Source organism: Xenococcus sp. PCC 7305, assembly GCF_000332055.1.
Classification (GTDB): domain Bacteria; phylum Cyanobacteriota; class Cyanobacteriia; order Cyanobacteriales; family Xenococcaceae; genus Xenococcus.
Genome location: NZ_ALVZ01000172.1, coordinates 18754 through 36751 on the forward strand (window position 1 = coordinate 18754; position 17998 = coordinate 36751).

Below are 17998 nucleotides of genomic sequence, written 5' to 3' on the forward strand. Positions count from 1 at the left end.
CGAAGGCAGAGAGCAGAAAGCGTAAGTCTCCTGCCTTTAAGAGCAAAACGACGTTAAAACCTACGTTAACATGGGAGAATAGGGCCAAAGTTCAATTTTCACATCTGGTAAATACTTGTGGTCAGCAACTTAGAAAATCCCAACTGGTGGAAATCCGCCTTAATTTATCACGTTTATCCTCTAACTTTTAATGATACTAATGGTGATGGAGTTGGAGATTTGCAGGGCATCATTGAGAAAATTCCCTATATCAAATCCCTTTCGGCTGACTGCTTGTATTTGAACCCTATTTTCAAAACAGGGATGGTTGATAATGGTTACGATATTATCGACCCTTTTGCGATCGATCCTCGCTTTGGCACCATAGAAGATTTTCAACGACTCAGAGATACTTGTTGGCAAAATGATATGCATCTGATGATTGATCTCGTTCCAGGTCATACATCCGATCAGCATCCCTATTTCCAGGCTAGTTGCGATCGCCAGCATCCCGACCATGCAACATATCGAGATTGGTATATTTGGGCAGATGCTCATTCCGAAAATGACGGCGTACCAAATAATTGGGTGTCTTATTTTAATGGTAGTGCTTGGGAATATAGCGCCACCAGAAACCAATATTATCTGCATCAATTCGCTATCAATCAACCTAATCTCAATCTACATAATGAAGGGGTGCAGCAATATTTATGCGATATTTTTGAATTTTGGGCGAAGAAAGATGTTCACATTCGTCTTGATGCGGTGGGATTTATGTCAGATGATCAATATCTCCAAGATCTAAAAATTCGTACTGATAATGTCATCCCCGATGGTTTTCATCATGATAGTGAACTAGCAAAGTTTGAGCTAACTCATCTCAATCGCCCTGAAAGTAAAATATTCATGGAAAAATTGAGAACTATTGCGGATAGATACAACACGATTATGTTAGCTGAGGTGGTAGCGGCTGATGATTCGATGCGGATAGGGCGAAGTTATAATTTTTCTGGGTCAGGAGTTCCCAGGTCCCATCTCGTCTACACTGGTTCCAATTTAAGAGAAGAGCCACTAGACTACAGTGCGACAAAAGAGCTACTAGTTAATATCCAAAGTTACTTTAGTAAAGGCGGATTATGCCAGGTTAGTGGCAACCATGATTTTCAAAGAATGGCATCACGTCTCTTTCCCGAAACTAATGATCCCCATGCCAGCGTAAATTACACGCGATTTATCTCAGGTCTACCAGGCCCATATATGCATTATTACGGAGATGAATTGGGCTTGCGGCAGACAAATGTTGTCGATGAGATTGAAGATGTAGATTGGGCGGGTCGTGATGGCTGTCGCTCACCAATGCCCTGGCTTGCTGATGCCCCCAATGGAGGATTTACCGCAGCGGGAGTCAAACCTTTTCTTCCTGTTGATCCTAATTTTTCGGATTATGCAGTTGATCTTCAAGAATTGGATTTAGAATCACACTTGGCAAGAATAAGGGCAGTTTTCTTAGAAAGGATGAACTCTTCTGCTCTGCAAAAAGGTGATTTCCAGGTTTTGCAATTACCCGAACCTTTGGTCGGATATGTTCGTTCCTCTGAGGAAGAAAGTTTGGCTTGTCTTTTTAATACTAGTGCTCATAAATATTCCGATTCGGCAAAGGGAATTAGCTTGTCAGGATATGAATGTAAGTTGATCGATTTCGGACAAATTAATATCTAAATTTAATAGAATTGGTGTGGTTTCACTTCTCTCGGCATTCTGGGTACTATAGCTATGGGATTAGCCTTAACTCCTGTAAAATGGAAGTCTAAGGGCTAATAGCTGAATTCTTAATCTTCAGTTGAAACGAGATTTTAGTTAATTTTCGTTAACACTTAACTATTAAGGTGTTACAAGTTGACAGTATCATAATTGAAGTTAGAATTTACTAATCCTCAGAATCGTCAACCTTTTCGGGAAAAGAAAATATGTCGCTTCATCAAACGCCTTGGCACCAAGGGTGCAGTATCTACGAGATCTATATTCGTAGCTTTTTCGATAGTAATAATGATGGAATTGGAGATCTTCCAGGAATTAAGCAAAAGCTCGAATATCTCGCCGATCTAAACGTTGATGTGATCTGGATATCTCCGTTTTACGAGTCGCCGATGAAGGACTTTGGCTATGATGTCAGCAATTATTGCTCTGTAGACCCCATATTTGGTACTATAGAAGACTTTCGCCAGCTGGTAGTTAAAGCCCACGAGCTTGATTTAAAGGTTATTATAGACCAGGTCTGGAGCCACACTTCCAACAAGCATTCTTGGTATCTTGCCAGTTCTGACCCCTTGCATCCAGAGCATGAAAAATATAAAGATTGGTATGTCTGGGCAGATGCTAATCCTCATGATGGTGGCGTGCCTAATAATTGGCTATCGGTTTTTGGCGGTGTTGCCTGGGAATGGCATCCGCGGCGGCAACAATATTATTTACATAATTTTCTTCGAGAACAAATAGATTTAAATTGGCATAATCCTGAAGTCCGTCAAGAGATCGCAAAAATTGCCAGATTTTGGTTGGACCTTGGAGTTGATGGTTTTCGATTAGATGTTTGTAACTTTTTTACCCATGACGTTGAGCTGAGAAACAATCCAGACCGTCCACCCAACTCACCTCGTTTATTGGGGATAGACGAAAAAACCCCTTTTGCTGTCCAGTCCCATGTTCATAATATTAATCAAAAGCAAAACCTGGAATATTTAAGAGAAATTAAACGCAATACAGTTGATCACTATAATGACAGAGCATTATTAGGCGAAATCGTAGCGGTAGATTGTCCGATGACGACTATGCATGAATACATTGATGCTGATACTCAGCTGGCAATGGCTTATACGGGAGCTCTAATTCATGATGATATTTTCAAGGCCTATGTAATCGGCGATTTATTGCAGCGTTGTGAGGAGAAAATCCCTCACCAAATGTTATGTTGGTTGACTGGAACTCACGATTTCCCACGCATCGCAACTCGCTGCGAAGTAACTGGAAAAACGGATCAGCAAAGATATTTGAGATTGGCTCTTTTGTTGCTAATTGCGATTCGAGGCAACATCTGCATTTACCAAGGAGAAGAGCTTGGTCTGGAAGAGGCCAGAATTGCTTATCATCAGATGCAAGACCCCTATGGTATTGCTCTACATCCTGAAGCTAAAACTCGTGATGGTTGTCGTACCCCTATGCCCTGGCAGAAAGATGTACCTAATATGGGATTTAGTACGGCAGAGAAAACATGGCTACCCCTATGGCAAAATCATCAACCATATTGTATTGATGTCCAGGAGGCAATTCCCCATTCGTTGTTGCAGTTTTACCGCCAGGCCTTGAAAGTCAGAAGGGAAAACCCCGTGTTGCGCATGGGGACTCTGGAGAATATTACGATTGATGGGCCAATACTTTATTTTACCCGCAGCTTTGAGGATAAAAAGATGTGGTGTGTTTTCAATTTTTCTGAAGAAAGACAACAATTACCTAGCGAACGGAGATTCTTTGGCCCGCCAATTCTCGACAACTATACTCTAGATAGTAATGATATACCTCCTTTTTATGCTGGTATATTTCAATAACTGTCAGTTTGAAAATTTGGCAAAAATTTTTAATTGTTATACAATTCCCAAGGATTTAATTTATTAAATTATTTTTTTGGGAGTAAGCAATTCTGAAACGCAAAGCTCTGATCATAACAGGCCCTAGAGAAATGTCTTTCCAGGAGCAGAAAATCGACGCTCTGGGGTCCCATCAAGTTCTAATTCGCTCAGTTTTCTCGGCATTCAAGCATGGCACCGAGATGACAGGTTATCATGGTGATAGTCCCTTTGTAAAAAGGAATCTAGAACCGAACCTCCGAATTTTTGTCGATAATAAAGAAGATGCTACCAACTTTCTCTATCCTGGAACCTTAGGCAATATGACAGTCGGTATTGTGGAAGAAGTAGGTAGCGAAGTTGATTCTTTTGCTGTGGGAGACCAGGTTTTCGGTTGGCTGCCCGTTGCCGATTGGCATGTCAGTTCTGTAGATAAACTGTATCCTTTAAATGGACTAACCCCTGAGCAAGCAGTATGTATTGACCCAGCTACTTTTGCGATCGGCGGCGTGCTGGATGGAGACATCCGCTTTCGGGAAAAAGTTTTGATTACAGGATTGGGCGCGATCGGTCTGCTTGCTGTTCAATATTGCAAACTTCATGGAGCAACAGTCTATGCTTCATCTAGTTTTGCTCAGCGACGCCAGCTAGCTCTTGATTATGGAGCAGATGTCGTTCTCAATCGGAAGGATTTTAAGGATTTAGGCCACGAAGTTAAGCGATTAACTAATGGTGGAGTTGATGCAGTTCTTGAATGTTCTGGTTACTATATCCAACTGCACCACGCCATGCGAGCCGCTCGTCAATGTGGCCGTGTTGTTTGTGTGGGCTTCTATTCTGGGGCGGCAAGTGACTTGAATCTCGGGGAAGAATTTTTCCACAATCGACTCTCTTTGCTGGCTTCGTTGCCAGATGCTTATTGGCAAAATCCAGTGAGGGGGGAAACTCCACTTTATACCGACGATCTTCATCAACTCATAATTGACGATTTGAAGACAGGACGCTTAAAAGTCGACGGGCTACTCGGCCCTGTCTATCCTTTTAGTGATGCGATGAAGGCTGTGGAGCTGATCTCGGAAAAGCCAGCTGAGGGAATTAAAGTTTCCATTAAGTACTGAAGAAGCAGATCTCCTTAAGTGCCTTATCTGATAAGACTTGCGGCGAAGAAGTCAGGAGACTACTTAAACCTTCTGCCTTCTGCTTTCTGCCTTCAAGAATTGGACCCATCAAAGAAAATTTGCTTGCCAGTTTTAGCGCTTTCGTAGATTGCCTCAATTAATTTCATCACGGTAATCGCCTCTGTACTATTTGCCATATGAGGTTTGTCGTTGACGATTGAATCTACAAAATAGTACATGGAACTAGGACATATTTTGGGGTTCACATGATTGATATCAAGAATATAAGAAACCCCTTTTGTTTCGCGAAAAGTTTTGGCCTTAAATGTATATCCCTGATTGATATTTTGCTCTAGAATCCCTTCCTTGGTGCCGAGCAATCTACATTCTATTAAGTTGCTTTCCGCAATATTGGCAGCCCAACTCACTTGGAATAGGAAGTTGGTATTATTTTTAAACCGCACCATAGCTTCTACGGTATCTTCCACGTCATAGGTTACGCCTCTTTCCTGGGCGACTTTTTGGGCGATATGATCGTGAGAAGACGCCAAAACCGAATCTAATTCGGGGAAATCTAACAGCCATAAAACCTTATCCAGAAAATGAACTCCAATATCAATAAGAGCTCCTCCTCCCGAGACCGATTTTTTGGCAAACCAATCACCAAACTGAGAAAAGCCATTAATGTCACGTAACCAACGACAAGAAACAGAATAGATATCGCCAACTAAGCCGTCGTCGATTCGCTGTTTGATGGCAACCGATTGAGGGAGAAATCGGTAGGAATAATTTATCATGAGGCGTTTTCCCGTTTCTTCTGCTTTACGATGCATCGCGATCGCCTCAGCCGAATTCATCCCGATGGGTTTTTCACAAAGCACATGGATGCCTTTTTCTAATGCCAAAATCGTCATGTCTTTATGAAGACGGTTGGGCGTAGCAATACTAACGATGTCTAATTCTTCATTGGCAAACATTTCTTCGCAGGATGTATATCTAGCCTCAATGCCATATTGATCGCCAATTTTCTGCAAACTATCAGGGTTAATATCGCAAATTGCTTGCATTTTTGCATTGGGATGTTTCAGGTATCCATCAATGTGATTTTTCCCCATTACAAGCCCCACGACACCAATTTTTAGTTCCTGACTCATAGTTATTTAATTACTTAAGTTTTGAGTTGTAGCTTTTCTAGGCTATCTCAAAAATGTCACCCATTGGATAAGGAATTAAGTTTAAATAACGCTATCGACTATTTCTAAATCGGGACGCAAATTTTTGGCTTTTCTCAGATAACGATGGATCATTGCTGATTGAGGAAAAGGACTATTAACCTGGATCAGAATACGAATACAGCGCTCTAAACTTCCTGCAACATGCATTTGCTGTAAATCGAGTAGCGGAACTAGATTCCATCCAGGGCGTTTTCTGGCGATCGCAGCAGGGAAAATGGCATCAAGATCGCTCGTAGCAGAGAAGAAAACACAAATGATGTCTTCTCCTTCAAATTGATTATGAGCTTCAATCTCGTCGAGCAATTCTGTCACTCCTTCTTGAATTGCCGCTACGCTATTTTCTGCGATCGTAGTCGCCCCACGAATTCCCCGCACTTTCCAGTCCACAATAATCGCCTCCGCTAATTTTACTCAGGAAAATTTTATAGTTAAATTATTAAATTATTTAATTGAAATTTTGATAACTTTTCAGAGATGCTAGTTCAGAAAAAGTCAATTCCTTCCCGTTTATTGTGACTTTAATCGGAACAAATGCCAAGAATTTAAAATTCCTATTAGGGTCGATACAACCATAGCGGCTGACCAGAAGTCATAACCTCAAACTCTAGCCAATTAATTGCTGAACCGACACGAGAAGCTTGGCTTCTCCCCGGGATAATTTTGTTAACCAGAGATTTTGGTTCTTCGATAGTGAAACATTCGGCTTTCTCGGGATCTAAACCAGCTAATTCTGCTGCCCAAATACGAGCATCTTCTTCCGTTCCCAAACGATCTACTACGCCCAACTCCATCGCCTGTTCTCCCGTAAAAATCCGGCCATCGGCAAAGGTTCTAACAGTTGCTTCCTCTAGTCCACGACCTTCGGCAACAGTCTTGACGAATTGAGAATAACTAACATCAATCAATTCTTGCAAAATCTGTTCTTCTTCTTTTGTGAGTTCGCGATCAAAAGACAAAATATCCTTATAGGGACCAGATTTGATAGTTTTAAAAGAAACGCCAATCTTATCTAGTAAACGCTCTATATTATTACCTCGTAAAATAACCCCAATACTGCCTGTAATGGTGCCAGGGTTGGCCACAATATGCTTGGCCCCAACACCAATATAAACCCCTCCTGATGCAGAGATATTCCCAAAGCTAGCGACGACCTTGACATCTTTATCTTTTTGGAGACGTTGCAGGGCGGCGTAAATTTCTTGGGAGTCTCCTACTGTGCCCCCAGGAGAGTCTATTCGCAGCAAAAGGGCAGGAAATTTCTTTTCTTCTACAGTTTTTAAAGCCTTGAGGACTCTTTTTCGAGTTTCAGACGCGATCGCCCCCGTGATCTCAATTTTTGCTATCTGCTTCTTAGTGCTTTTGTTAAACGGCCAGATCATTTAGTATTTATCAAAATAAAATTTTAAAAGTAGAGTTATCGATACTCCACAATCTACATTAGCACGGCTTTCCATTCCTCGTAGTTCTCCAAAAAAGTTCTGATAGGTTTGAGCCTAATTTATGGGGAATTAGGGCAATAGGGAATTAGGGAAAATATTTATCACTTCTTCAACCATTTCTTTAGATCTTTTGTTCAATCATTTTAGATAAAATGCCAATAATTTTTCCTGGCGCATCAATGTAATATTCATTAAGATCAATATAAGCTTTTTTCTCTGCCAATTTTAAAAACTTCCAGGCAGTTCCCGTAGTTACTACGCCATAAACTTCGCCAATATTGTTATTTTCACTTTTATTAAAAATATCTGCTGCAACCATTTCGGCAATACATTGTCCCAATCCACCAATGATATTCTCGTTTTTTGCTTCAACAATTGTGACAATAGGTGCATTGAGCATCAATTGCTCTGGGGAAGCACTTAGAATAAAATCACAAAAGCCATTGAGATTATTCTCTTTGTCTACATTGAATTCAATACCCGAAAATAAACTAATACTATGGTGAAAAATTTTTCTCACTTCAACAAGTACATTAGCAATAATCAACTCTGATCTGGCCTTTTCTGTATTAATCGCCCGAGCCAGGGGGATATTTTCCGATAAAATCTCCCGCAGAATCTGACTAATTTCCACATCTTCTACAGCAGAAAACAAGTTATCATTCTCAATAAGTGATATTCCCAGTTGGCTCTTCACATCCTTAAGAGAGAAGTTGCTATATGACATGTTTTCACCTCAAACATTCTATCTGCTTAAAGTCTTAAAATTGCATTCGTTGTCGTTTTTCTACCTAAAACAGATTGTCCCATAGGAAATGAAATTACTATCTAGCAATCTGGGTAATGTCATTCTATTTCAATCATTTCGTGCAATACTGTGTAACTGGAGAAAATCTCTGCAACTCATTTAATAAACCCGACTTTAAAACAAAATGACCAAACAGCGAGTATTATCTGGAGTCCAACCTACGGGAAACTTACATTTAGGTAACTATCTTGGGGCGATCCGTAATTGGGTAGAGATCCAACAAGAATATGATAATTTCTTTTGCGTGGTGGACTTACACGCGATTACGGTACCTCATGATGCCAAGGCTCTGGCCGATAATACCCTGACAATGGCAGCATTATATTTAGCTTGCGGTATTGACCTCGAATGTTCTAATATCTTTGTCCAATCCCATGTTAAGGCTCATAGTGAACTAACTTGGTTACTCAATTGCATTACGCCTCTCAATTGGTTGGAGAGAATGATTCAATTCAAAGAAAAAGCTCTTAAACAAGGGGAAAATGTCAGCGTAGGACTCCTCGACTATCCCGTTTTGATGGCAGCAGACATCTTGCTCTACGATGCTGATAAAGTGCCCGTGGGCGAAGATCAAAAACAACATTTGGAATTAACTCGTGATATTGCCATCAGAATTAACGATAAATTTGGCAAGAAAAAAGAGCCAGTTCTCAAAATTCCCGATCCTTTAATTCGCAAAGAAGGGGCACGGGTTATGAGTTTGACTGATGGTACGAAAAAAATGTCCAAGTCTGATCCTTCGGAGTTGGGTCGCATTAATCTTTTAGATCCTCCCGACGCTATTAAAAAGAAAATCAAAAAATGTAAAACCGACCCGGTAAAAGGATTAGCTTTTGATGATTCAGAGCGTCCTGAATGTAATAATTTACTTACTCTGTATCAACTGCTTTCTGGCAAAACTAAAGAAGAAGTTGCCACAGAATGCCAAGATATGGGATGGGGAAAGTTTAAACCATTATTAACAGATACTGCGATCGCGGCTCTAGAACCAATCCAAAATAAATATCAAGAAATCATGGATAATCGGGATTATCTCGACTCTGTGCTCCGGGTCGGTGCGGCTAAAGCAGATGACGTGGCAAATGCTACTCTAGCAAGAGTGAAAAATGCTTTGGGCTTTTTACCCAACCTATAGGCTATAAAGGGGAAATCAAACATATACCTAGAACCTATGACTAATCATTTGCGAACTGCTGTCTCGAATAAAGAATTTTTGGTCACTGCTGAAGTTGCACCGCCAAAAGGAGGAAACCCAGCACGGATGCTAGAAATGGCGAAACTGCTGAAGAATCGTGTCCATGCGGTTAATGTGACAGATGGCAGTCGTGCTGTCTTGCGCATGTCTTCTCTAGCCGCATCAGTTGTTTTGTTGCAAAATGGCATTGAGCCCGTATGTCAGGTGGCCTGTCGCGATCGCAATATTATTGGGTTACAGGCCGATTTAATGGGCGCACAAGCCCTAGGAATCACTAATGTCTTAGCTCTCACAGGAGATCCGGTGAAAGCAGGAGATCACAAACAAGCTAAACCAGTATTCGATTTAGAATCGGTTCGCTTGCTCAAAGTAATTGAAAAACTCAACAATGGATGCGATTTTAACGATAAAACCTTACCCGATGAGCCTCTTGACTTGTTTGCTGGTGCGGCGGTCGATCCTCAATTAAAAAGTTGGTCGGGTTTAAAAAGTCGTTTTGAGCGCAAACTGGCAGCAGGAGCGCAATTTTTCCAAAGTCAGATGATTACTGATTTTGATCGTCTAGAGAAATTTATGAGCGAAATTGCTTCGGTTAGTGATAAACCTATTTTAGCTGGAATATTTTTGCTGAAATCGGCGAAAAATGCTCAATTTATTAATCGTTGTGTTCCTGGAGTGAATATTCCTGACTCGATTATTCAAAGGCTTGCTGATGCCAAAGAACCTCTAGAGGAAGGCATTGCGATCGCAGCAGAACAAGTACAACAAGCTAAAGATATTTGCCAAGGAGTGCATCTGATGGCAGTGAAACGAGAAGATCTCATACCTCAAATTCTAGATCGAGCAGGGGTAAAGTCAGTGATCAGTGATCAGTTATCCCCATTCGAGGACAAGTCAGTGAACAGCAAGAAGTTTTCTATTATCCCTAACAAGTTGCAAGTCACTCACTAAAATTAGTGACTAATAAGTAGTTGAAGAGAATTAGTTTCCCAACTTATTACTTATTACTTATTACTTATTACTTCCGCACAGCGGCACTAGTTCTGCATAGTAATGATAGTAACGGGGTTTAATGGGGAAAAACGCGTTAGTTGCCCAACAGAAGTCGATCGCGATATTTGTAATTGCAATAAATTATATTGCCAATTATTTTGCTTGAGCCAAGTCAAGGCTTCGTGGCAATTTTCAATAGTTGCTAAAGCGATCACAATAACGCCGCCCGACAGAAGTTTTTGCTGACAGATAGTGAGAATATCAGTCAGATTACCACCACTTCCCCCAATAAACACTCGATTAGGAGCTGGCAATTCATGTAGCTTTTCTGGTGCTTTGCTACTGACAACAGAAATATTGTTAACTTGAAAATTTTGGCAATTCTTGTTGATTAAAGAAACCCCGATCGCAGTTTTTTCCAGAGCAAAAACTTGAGAACTAGGACATAACCGAGCGATCTCAATTGATACCGAACCTGTCCCTGCGCCAATATCCCAAACTACCTGATTTGGTTGCAGTGCTAACTGACCTAAAATAACAGCGCGAACTTCTTTTTTAGTAATTAGGCTAGGGCGATCGTGGAAACTACAAAATGCGGCATCGGGAATTCCTATTAGAGGCAATTTTTGATAGTATTCAGGATCTTTGTCCAAAAATTCTCGAATTAAAATTACCACATTCAAAGCCGCAAAGCTTTCAGCATCGAGTTTCGCCAACTCGGTAACTTCTTTTGGGGTAAAACGAGTTATCTTTTCTGTGGTGCCGCCGAGATTTTCGCAAACGAAAAAACTGTAGTCAACGGGAATATCCGAGGCTAAATAAAGTTTTGCGATCGCTGCTGGATGATAAATACGATCAGTCAATAGAGCAATTTTTTCGGTTCCTTGTTTAAAAGCTTGGCTCAACTCGCCAATGCGATCGCGACCATGAACACTAATTATCTGAGCATCTTGCCAAGGAACTTTTAGTTTATTAAAAGCTAATTGAATCGAACTTATATGGGGATGAAAGTTGAGCCTTTCCTGGGGGAATTTTTCTAGTAATAAACGTCCCAAACCAAAAAAAAGCGGATCGCCACTAGTCAGGATAACAATCCGTTCTTCTGTCTCTGTTAGTTGCGCAACTTCTTCGAGATTCTGCTGTAAATTCTTGAATATTATTTTCCGAGCAGCATGGGCTTCAAAATAACTAAGATGACGACTACTTCCGACTAAAATAGTCGCCTGAGCAATAATCTCTTGAATTTTGTTACTTAACCCGACCGCCCCATCCAACCCAATGCCAACTACTTCTATTTGCATTACTTTTGATATTAGGTTTTAGAGGATTCACCCCATCTGCCCTCTGCCCTCTGCCTTCTGACTTCTGCCTTCGCTTATTACCCATTACCCTTAATCAGTTTGGTATAAGCAAAATATAGTATGACAGCCAAAATCGCCATACTAAAGAGAGTGGTAATTAGATGGAAAACCATATTAAGGGCAGAGAAACCAAGCCAAACTGCACTAATACCCACAATAACCTTGCCAGGAGTAGACAATGCCTTAAACCAATCGCGAGTTGTCTCCGTCCAAGTAGAAATCTGTTTGGCAAAATAGGTTTCCGAGTCCATTTCTACATAAGGATAGACATTTTCAGTAGTTTCCTCGCTAGATTGACTAGAGGAAGTTGCTTTGCGGATTTCCTCTTGTAGTTGTTCTAGTCTAGTTTTCCAGTCGCCATTAGCGTTGTTGTTGTTGGTCATATAAATATTTCTGCGCTCTTATAAGTTATATGTTACTGACTTTTTCGGCATTGTAAAAGGTCTTGGCAAAACTTAACTTTTAGGGTGTATAGCAATTTTGACACTCGTGCGATACAGTAAATTAAAGCTTTTAAGGAATCGGGAACAGGGAACAGGGAATCGGGAACAAAAAATAACAGTCAAAAAATGACAGAATACGGAATCCTAGTTAAGAAAACTATTTTTGGTTTAAATAAAACTATTGGGGTAAATTTCCGAGATTTATTCAAAGCCGTCGGAAAAGCGATCGCGGATTACAAGTTTGGTAAATGGAATTTTGTAGCCAAAGATGGCGTTGATGTCCTGGCGGCTTTGGGATTGCAACAGGATGCAGGACATTTAGCTTGGTTATTAATCTATCGTTCTCTAGATCAAGCTATCCACCAGTTGGTAGAAGATAATCTGGATTTGTTTACGGGCAAATTTAAAAATTATGATGAATACGATGCGATCGCAGAAGGGATAGATTTTTCCTTAGAAAATACAGAAATTGTTATTGATAGTAGTTTTTTCAAACATCCCAAACAAATTCTTCAACAAATAAATATTAATCAGCTTTTTCTGGCTTGGTTGCAATGCTATAGCCTGAACAATGCCGCAGCAACTTCTATTTGTCAGCGACTTCCTAGTTATTTTGTCTTTGCCCTCAATCAAGAATGGCATGCCAGGGCATCAGACTATGCAAGTATTAATGAGTTTTTCCATACTCCCGTTGCGGACGCTGCGGAACGAGAAAATTCTTGGCGACTTTATAATGCTTGGCTCCAAAAACAAATCGATGAGCCAATGTTTGCCGAGGCTTTTGGTTTGCGGCAAGTTTACATCCAACCACGTGCTTACTATGAACAGGAAATAGAAAATAATCATCGCGAAGAAGATGATTATGGTAGAGGAATAGATAAAAAACACAAAAAAATAGTTGTTGAGCTAGAAAGTAATTTAATAACTTGGATTAATAAGGCAGACTCGCGTGATGCTATTAGAATTATTTCTGGAGATCCTGGTAGTGGCAAATCTTCTTTTTCTAAGATGTTAGCTGCCAAACTTTCTAAGATAGAGAATATTCGTACTTTATGTATTCCACTGCATCTTTTTGACCCTACTGGAGATTTAGTAGAAGCGGTGGGCAAATTTATTCGCTATGACAAATATTTATCTCACAATCCTTTGGATAGGGAACAAGAATCCTCTAAGTTATTAATTATTTTTGATGGCTTAGATGAGTTGGCAATGCAAGGAAAACTAGGAGCAGAAGTTGCCAAAAGTTTCATCGGCGAAGTTCAGAAAACAGTTAACTTTTTTAATCGTCAAGAAAAGCAAGCTAAGTTGCAGATAATTATTAGTGGACGACCTGTAATTATTTCTTCAAATCGAGATGAATTGCGAAAAACAGAGCAAATTTTACATGTTTTATCTTATGTTGTTGAAGAAAGAGATAATTATCAAGATAAAAAAAATCTACTAAGAGAAGATCAACGGAACTCTTGGTGGAAAAAATATGGTTCGGTAACTGGTAAAAACTATACAGCTATGCCAGAGGAATTGAAGCTAAAAAATTTAGTAGAGATTACCAGTCAGCCTCTGTTAAATTATTTGGTTGCTCTCAGTTATATCAGAAGCCAAGACGAGTCCACTGAAGATACGATAATCTTTTCTGAAGAAACCAATCTTAATGCTATTTATCAAGATTTACTCAAATCTGTTTATGATCGCGGTTGGGATACAGATCAACATCCTACTTTAAAGGGCGTAGAATATAAAAACTTTGTTCGTATCTTAGAAGAAATTGCTCTGGCAGCTTGGCACGGTAATGGTCGCACTACAACAGTCAAGGAAATCCAAGCTCATTGCGAAAGTAGTGGTTTAAAAATACTGCTGGAAAAATTTACCGAAGGGGCTAAATCTGGCGTGACTCGGTTATTAACTGCTTTCTATTTTCGGCAAAGTGGTTATGGCAAAGACGGAGATCGCACTTTTGAATTTACCCATAAAAGTTTTGGGGAGTATCTCACGGCAAAAAGAATTGTTAGAGAGCTAATTAAAATTAATCGACAGTTAAAAAATCGGGAAGATGATCCAGATGAAGGTTGGGACGAAAAGCAGGCTTTGACTCGTTGGATAGTTATTTGTGGCATGTCCGCGATCAATGAATATTTATTCAAGTTCATTTGTGATGAGATTTCTTTATATCAAACTGAAACTGTTAAACAATGGCAAGAAACTTTATCTAATCTGATTAGTTTTATGTTGCGTCAGGGGATGCCCATGGAAAAACTAGATCCTCGCCCGCCTTATCAGGAAGAATGTCGTCAGGGAAGAAATGCGGAAGAAGCTTTGTTAGTCGTAGTTAATGCTTCTGCTCGATCTACCCAGGAAAGATCTAATATCAATTGGCGATCGGAATATAGCTTTGGTAAATGGTTGTCACGCCTACAAAATCATACTGCTGATGATGACAAGATAATTATTAATCAATGTCTTAATTGGCTAAATCTTTACAGGGCAAATCTTTACAGGGCAAATCTTTACAGGGCAAATCTTGTTCGGGCAAATCTTGACGGGGCAAATCTTGAAGGGGCAAATCTTGTTCGGGCAAATCTTGTTCGGGCAAATCTTGTTCGGGCAAATCTTGACGGGGCAAATCTCAACGGGGCAATTCTCGAAGGAGCAAATCTTGAAAAAGCAATTCTCGAAGGAGCAAATTTTAGGGGAGCAAATCTGAACGAGGCAAATTTAAGGGGAGCGCATCTGAGCGAAGCAAATTTTCAAGAGGCAGATTTTGATAGGGCAGATTTACAAAGAGTAGATTTTGATAGGGCAGATTTTCAAGGAGCAGATTTTGATAGGGCAATTATGGATGACAATGTGCGCCGAAAGATAGAATCATTGTCCACAAATAAACACAGATAAACATAATATTAGGATTTGCGAAGATATCTCATAAATACGGCAGAATCACTTTAACAAAAAAGCTTAATCTCTAGGACATTATCATAATACATTCTCTACATTTGGAGAACTATAACACTACGCATTTTGTTTAGGATATTGGGGAAAGCTCAAGCCTATCATTAGTAAACTTTTAACTTTTGACTTCCACATCAGGAGCCTTTAACTTGCGCCTAGCCCTATATCTTCTAATACTAACCTGCGTTCATAGACGTAAGGTCATTTTTAATTCCCTTTGCGTCTTTGCCCAGAACACGAAGCTGGGTAAACGTCTTTGCGCGAAATGCAAAATTACACTTTAGAACGCGACTCAGCATAAGCCGTTAAAAACGAAGTAGCAGAGAAAAATCATTACGAATTGATAAAAACCAATCAAAAGTTGCTCACTTGTGATTAATATCTTATATAGCCAATTAGTTATATAGATGTTGATTATGGTTGCTACGACACCTCAACCTTCGTTGAAGACCTCTACAGAAGAAACTTTACTTTCGCCACGCTTCTACACTACGGACTTTGATGCGATCGCAAATATGGACATTTCTTCTCAAGAAGAAGAACTTAAGGCCATGATTGCCGAAATGAAAACAGATTATAATCGCCATCATTTCATCAGAGACGAGGAATTCAAACAATCTTGGGAACATATTGACAAAAAAACTCGCCGCATTTTTGTTGATTTCTTAGAACGCTCTTGTACTTCGGAATTTTCGGGTTTTCTGCTGTTTAAAGAATTATCCCGCAAACTCAAAGGTCGTAACCCCATCTTGGCGGAAGTTTTTCACTTAATGGCACGAGATGAGGCTCGTCATGCGGGTTTTCTCAACAAAGCAATGAGCGACTTTAATATTTCCCTGGATTTAGGGCATTTAACCAAACATCGCACCTATACTTTCTTTAAACCAGAATGGGTGATTTACGCTGTCTATCTTTCCGAGAAAATTGGCTACTGGCGTTATATTTTGATGTATCGTCATCTAGAACAACATCCAGAATATCAGTTCTATCCCCTCTTTCGGATGTTTGAGAGTTGGTGTCAGGATGAAAACCGTCACGGTGATATTTTTAAAGCCTTATTGCGATCGCAGCCTGGGATGTGGAATACTTGGCAAGCCCGCTTATGGTCCCGTTTCTTTTTGTTATCTGTCTTTGCAACCCATACCTTAACTGTTCACGAGCGTGCAGATTTCTATGAATCTGTGGGGCTAGATGCTCAAAAATACGATCGCGAAGTAATTCGGAAAACTAATGAGACTTCAGCCAGAGCCTTTCCTGTGACTCTCAATGTCGAACATCCCCAGTTTTTCCGACGCTTGGAAAATTGTGCAGATCGCAATGAAAAGTTAAAAGCTATTGATTCGAGTAAAACACCCAAGATATTCAAGTTTTTCCGTAAATTACCTTTAATTACTGGCATCTTTTGGGATTTATTAGTTCTGTATTTGATCAAGCCAGTCGATGCCGAATCTTTACGGGGTACAATTCGTTAACTCTAAAAAAACGGTTCAACAAAAAAAGGGAGGGGATCTGCTTATATAGCACTACGCATTTTGGTTAGGACATTGGTAAAAGCGCAAACCTATCATTAGCAAACTTTTGACTTGCGCGTAGCGCCATATATGGCAAATCAAAAACCAAAAGGATCATGTTTTTCTTGAAAAGTTCTTTGCATATTACCTAATCCAAAATCTCCCGCCAAAAAGTCTATCCCATCAATGATTTGGGGAATTAGAGAGGGACTAATTTTAAGACCATTAAAGCACTTGTCCCGAAAATCTGGTCTTTCCTGAAACATCTTTATTGCCTCTTTTAAAGGGCGAACTACTTCGTAGGCACTTTCAGCTTTATCAATTGCTGACTGTGGGATAGACGAATTAAGTCTAAGAACAGCTAAATCGATCAAATCTCTCGCTTCCACACTGTTATCCATATAGCGATCACTATTTGCCAATAGCTTAGCGGTAAAGCAGTCATTAGTACTCAAACAAGGGATGGGTGTCGAAGTCCATGCTGGATATCTTGGTGGATCAAGTTCAAAACGAGCTTCAGCAATAATTTCAGCTTTAATTGGTATATTATCGACTTTAATAAGCATTCTAATTCCATATTGATCTGTAGTGCTGTGACCAATTTCAATTTGACTTAGATCTTTAAATAAAGCCTTGTGACCACCATCATAAATAACAGTACGTAGGTGCTTATAGCCTGATGTTGCAACAGGACATATAAAATCAACATCTTTACTCCAGCGATATTCTCCGAAGTCCAGAGCGATAAGAGTTCCACCTCCGAAATAGGCAAAACTCTTATCAAGAAGATCATGATTTAAACTTTCAAGAATTGTTAAAATTTTGTTGTGATGAGCTAATCTAAAGGTCATAGATCAAATTGCAACCAAGAATCATAGTGTTTTGCTAGTTGCCTTAAAAAAACAAGTTCTTGACCTTCAAGATTGTCGAACAAATTACGATATCTCCAGCCTCTTTCGTAACGGCTCAACATTTGCTCAGGATCGAAACGATAGACGTTGGGAGTTTGCCAGCAAATTGCCTCCAAAAAAGGTAGCTTCTCTGGCATTGATTCTTTAATGCTAGTAGTAGTTACCATAGCTCTCCTACTTTAGTTTCTACAGTCTATCTACATAATTTCAGGATAACTTGATTCTAATCAAAGAACCAGAAAATAGATAGTGCTGCGGCCGCAAACAATTGCTGCTATTCGATTAGTTATGATAGACAGCCTTAAATCATACCCGGCTCCCGCAATCCGGCGTTGCTGATTTAAAACATGAAAGAATTTTGGACTAATCTTCTTTGCTTCTTTCTTTGCGTCTTTGCGCCTTTGCGCGAAACGAATTCATCTCTGGATTCAGCAACGCC

15 protein-coding genes are annotated in these 17998 nt (G+C 39.9%); 7 read left to right on the forward strand and 8 right to left on the reverse strand.

From position 1 onward, the window contains the following. Positions 1 to 117 precede the first annotated feature (117 nt). The 3 genes from XEN7305_RS12030 (at position 118) to XEN7305_RS12040 (ending at position 4717) form a co-directional block, all read left to right on the forward strand. Complete coding sequence (locus XEN7305_RS12030) at positions 118 to 1698, forward strand: alpha-amylase family glycosyl hydrolase (protein ID WP_006509702.1); 1581 nt, start codon at positions 118 to 120, stop codon at positions 1696 to 1698. 248 nt (positions 1699 to 1946) lie between these two features. Next, entirely contained in the window at positions 1947 to 3581 is a 1635-nt protein-coding gene (locus tag XEN7305_RS12035; protein ID WP_006509703.1) for an alpha-amylase family glycosyl hydrolase, read from the forward strand. A gap of 131 nt (positions 3582 to 3712) precedes the next feature. Then, positions 3713 to 4717 carry a zinc-binding dehydrogenase gene (locus tag XEN7305_RS12040; protein ID WP_006509704.1) on the forward strand — a complete coding sequence of 335 codons (1005 nt, stop codon included), beginning with the start codon at positions 3713 to 3715 and terminating at the stop codon, positions 4715 to 4717. Between the two features lie 92 nt (positions 4718 to 4809). On the opposite strand, the gene XEN7305_RS12045 is transcribed toward XEN7305_RS12040, so the two are convergent. The 4 genes from XEN7305_RS12045 to XEN7305_RS12060 all read right to left on the reverse strand — a co-directional run bounded on the left by XEN7305_RS12045 (position 4810) and on the right by XEN7305_RS12060 (position 8118). Then, the gene (locus tag XEN7305_RS12045) at positions 4810 to 5871 is read right to left on the reverse strand and encodes a Gfo/Idh/MocA family protein (RefSeq protein WP_006509705.1); all 1062 of its coding nucleotides are present in this window, start codon (positions 5869 to 5871) and stop codon (positions 4810 to 4812) included. A gap of 81 nt (positions 5872 to 5952) precedes the next feature. After that, positions 5953 to 6342 carry a chorismate mutase gene (gene aroH / locus XEN7305_RS12050; protein WP_040897618.1) on the reverse strand — a complete coding sequence of 130 codons (390 nt, stop codon included), beginning with the start codon at positions 6340 to 6342 and terminating at the stop codon, positions 5953 to 5955. Between the two features lie 164 nt (positions 6343 to 6506). Continuing rightward, positions 6507 to 7331 (reverse strand): signal peptide peptidase SppA, encoded by an 825-nt coding sequence (gene sppA, locus XEN7305_RS12055; RefSeq protein WP_006509707.1) that lies wholly within the window; start codon positions 7329 to 7331, stop codon positions 6507 to 6509. A gap of 181 nt (positions 7332 to 7512) precedes the next feature. Further along, positions 7513 to 8118, reverse strand: a complete 606-nt coding sequence (locus XEN7305_RS12060) for a hypothetical protein (protein WP_006509708.1) — start codon at positions 8116 to 8118, stop codon at positions 7513 to 7515. Positions 8119 to 8323: 205 nt separating this feature from the next. Here XEN7305_RS12060 and trpS point away from each other — a divergent pair, with 205 nt between their 5' ends. Further along, positions 8324 to 9334 carry a tryptophan--tRNA ligase gene (trpS, locus tag XEN7305_RS12065; protein ID WP_006509709.1) on the forward strand — a complete coding sequence of 337 codons (1011 nt, stop codon included), beginning with the start codon at positions 8324 to 8326 and terminating at the stop codon, positions 9332 to 9334. Positions 9335 to 9370: 36 nt separating this feature from the next. Beyond that, positions 9371 to 10345, forward strand: coding sequence for a methylenetetrahydrofolate reductase (locus tag XEN7305_RS12070; protein WP_006509710.1), 975 nt, complete (start codon positions 9371 to 9373; stop codon positions 10343 to 10345). 86 nt (positions 10346 to 10431) lie between these two features. Here the strand turns inward: XEN7305_RS12070 and XEN7305_RS12075 are convergent, their stop codons facing one another. Together XEN7305_RS12075 and XEN7305_RS12080 are read right to left on the reverse strand one after the other, a co-directional pair. Beyond that, positions 10432 to 11688 (reverse strand): bifunctional cobalt-precorrin-7 (C(5))-methyltransferase/cobalt-precorrin-6B (C(15))-methyltransferase, encoded by a 1257-nt coding sequence (locus tag XEN7305_RS12075; protein WP_006509711.1) that lies wholly within the window; start codon positions 11686 to 11688, stop codon positions 10432 to 10434. Between the two features lie 77 nt (positions 11689 to 11765). Beyond that, positions 11766 to 12131 (reverse strand): hypothetical protein, encoded by a 366-nt coding sequence (locus tag XEN7305_RS12080; RefSeq protein ID WP_006509712.1) that lies wholly within the window; start codon positions 12129 to 12131, stop codon positions 11766 to 11768. 186 nt (positions 12132 to 12317) lie between these two features. On the opposite strand from XEN7305_RS12080, the gene XEN7305_RS12085 reads away from it, so the two are divergent. Continuing rightward, on the forward strand, positions 12318 to 15080 hold the full coding sequence (locus tag XEN7305_RS12085) for a pentapeptide repeat-containing protein (RefSeq protein ID WP_006509713.1): 2763 nt from the start codon (positions 12318 to 12320) through the stop codon (positions 15078 to 15080). A 473-nt stretch (positions 15081 to 15553) separates the two neighbouring features. Continuing rightward, positions 15554 to 16609 carry a magnesium-protoporphyrin IX monomethyl ester (oxidative) cyclase gene (gene acsF / locus XEN7305_RS12090; protein ID WP_006509714.1) on the forward strand — a complete coding sequence of 352 codons (1056 nt, stop codon included), beginning with the start codon at positions 15554 to 15556 and terminating at the stop codon, positions 16607 to 16609. Positions 16610 to 16746: 137 nt separating this feature from the next. On the opposite strand, the gene XEN7305_RS12095 is transcribed toward acsF, so the two are convergent. Both XEN7305_RS12095 and XEN7305_RS29570 read right to left on the reverse strand, forming a co-directional pair. After that, on the reverse strand, positions 16747 to 17499 hold the full coding sequence (locus XEN7305_RS12095) for a nucleotidyl transferase AbiEii/AbiGii toxin family protein (RefSeq protein WP_006509715.1): 753 nt from the start codon (positions 17497 to 17499) through the stop codon (positions 16747 to 16749). After that, entirely contained in the window at positions 17496 to 17726 is a 231-nt protein-coding gene (locus tag XEN7305_RS29570; protein WP_006509716.1) for a hypothetical protein, read from the reverse strand. Before XEN7305_RS29570 ends, XEN7305_RS12095 begins: the two co-directional genes overlap by 4 nt. Positions 17727 to 17998: the final 272 nt, after the last annotated feature.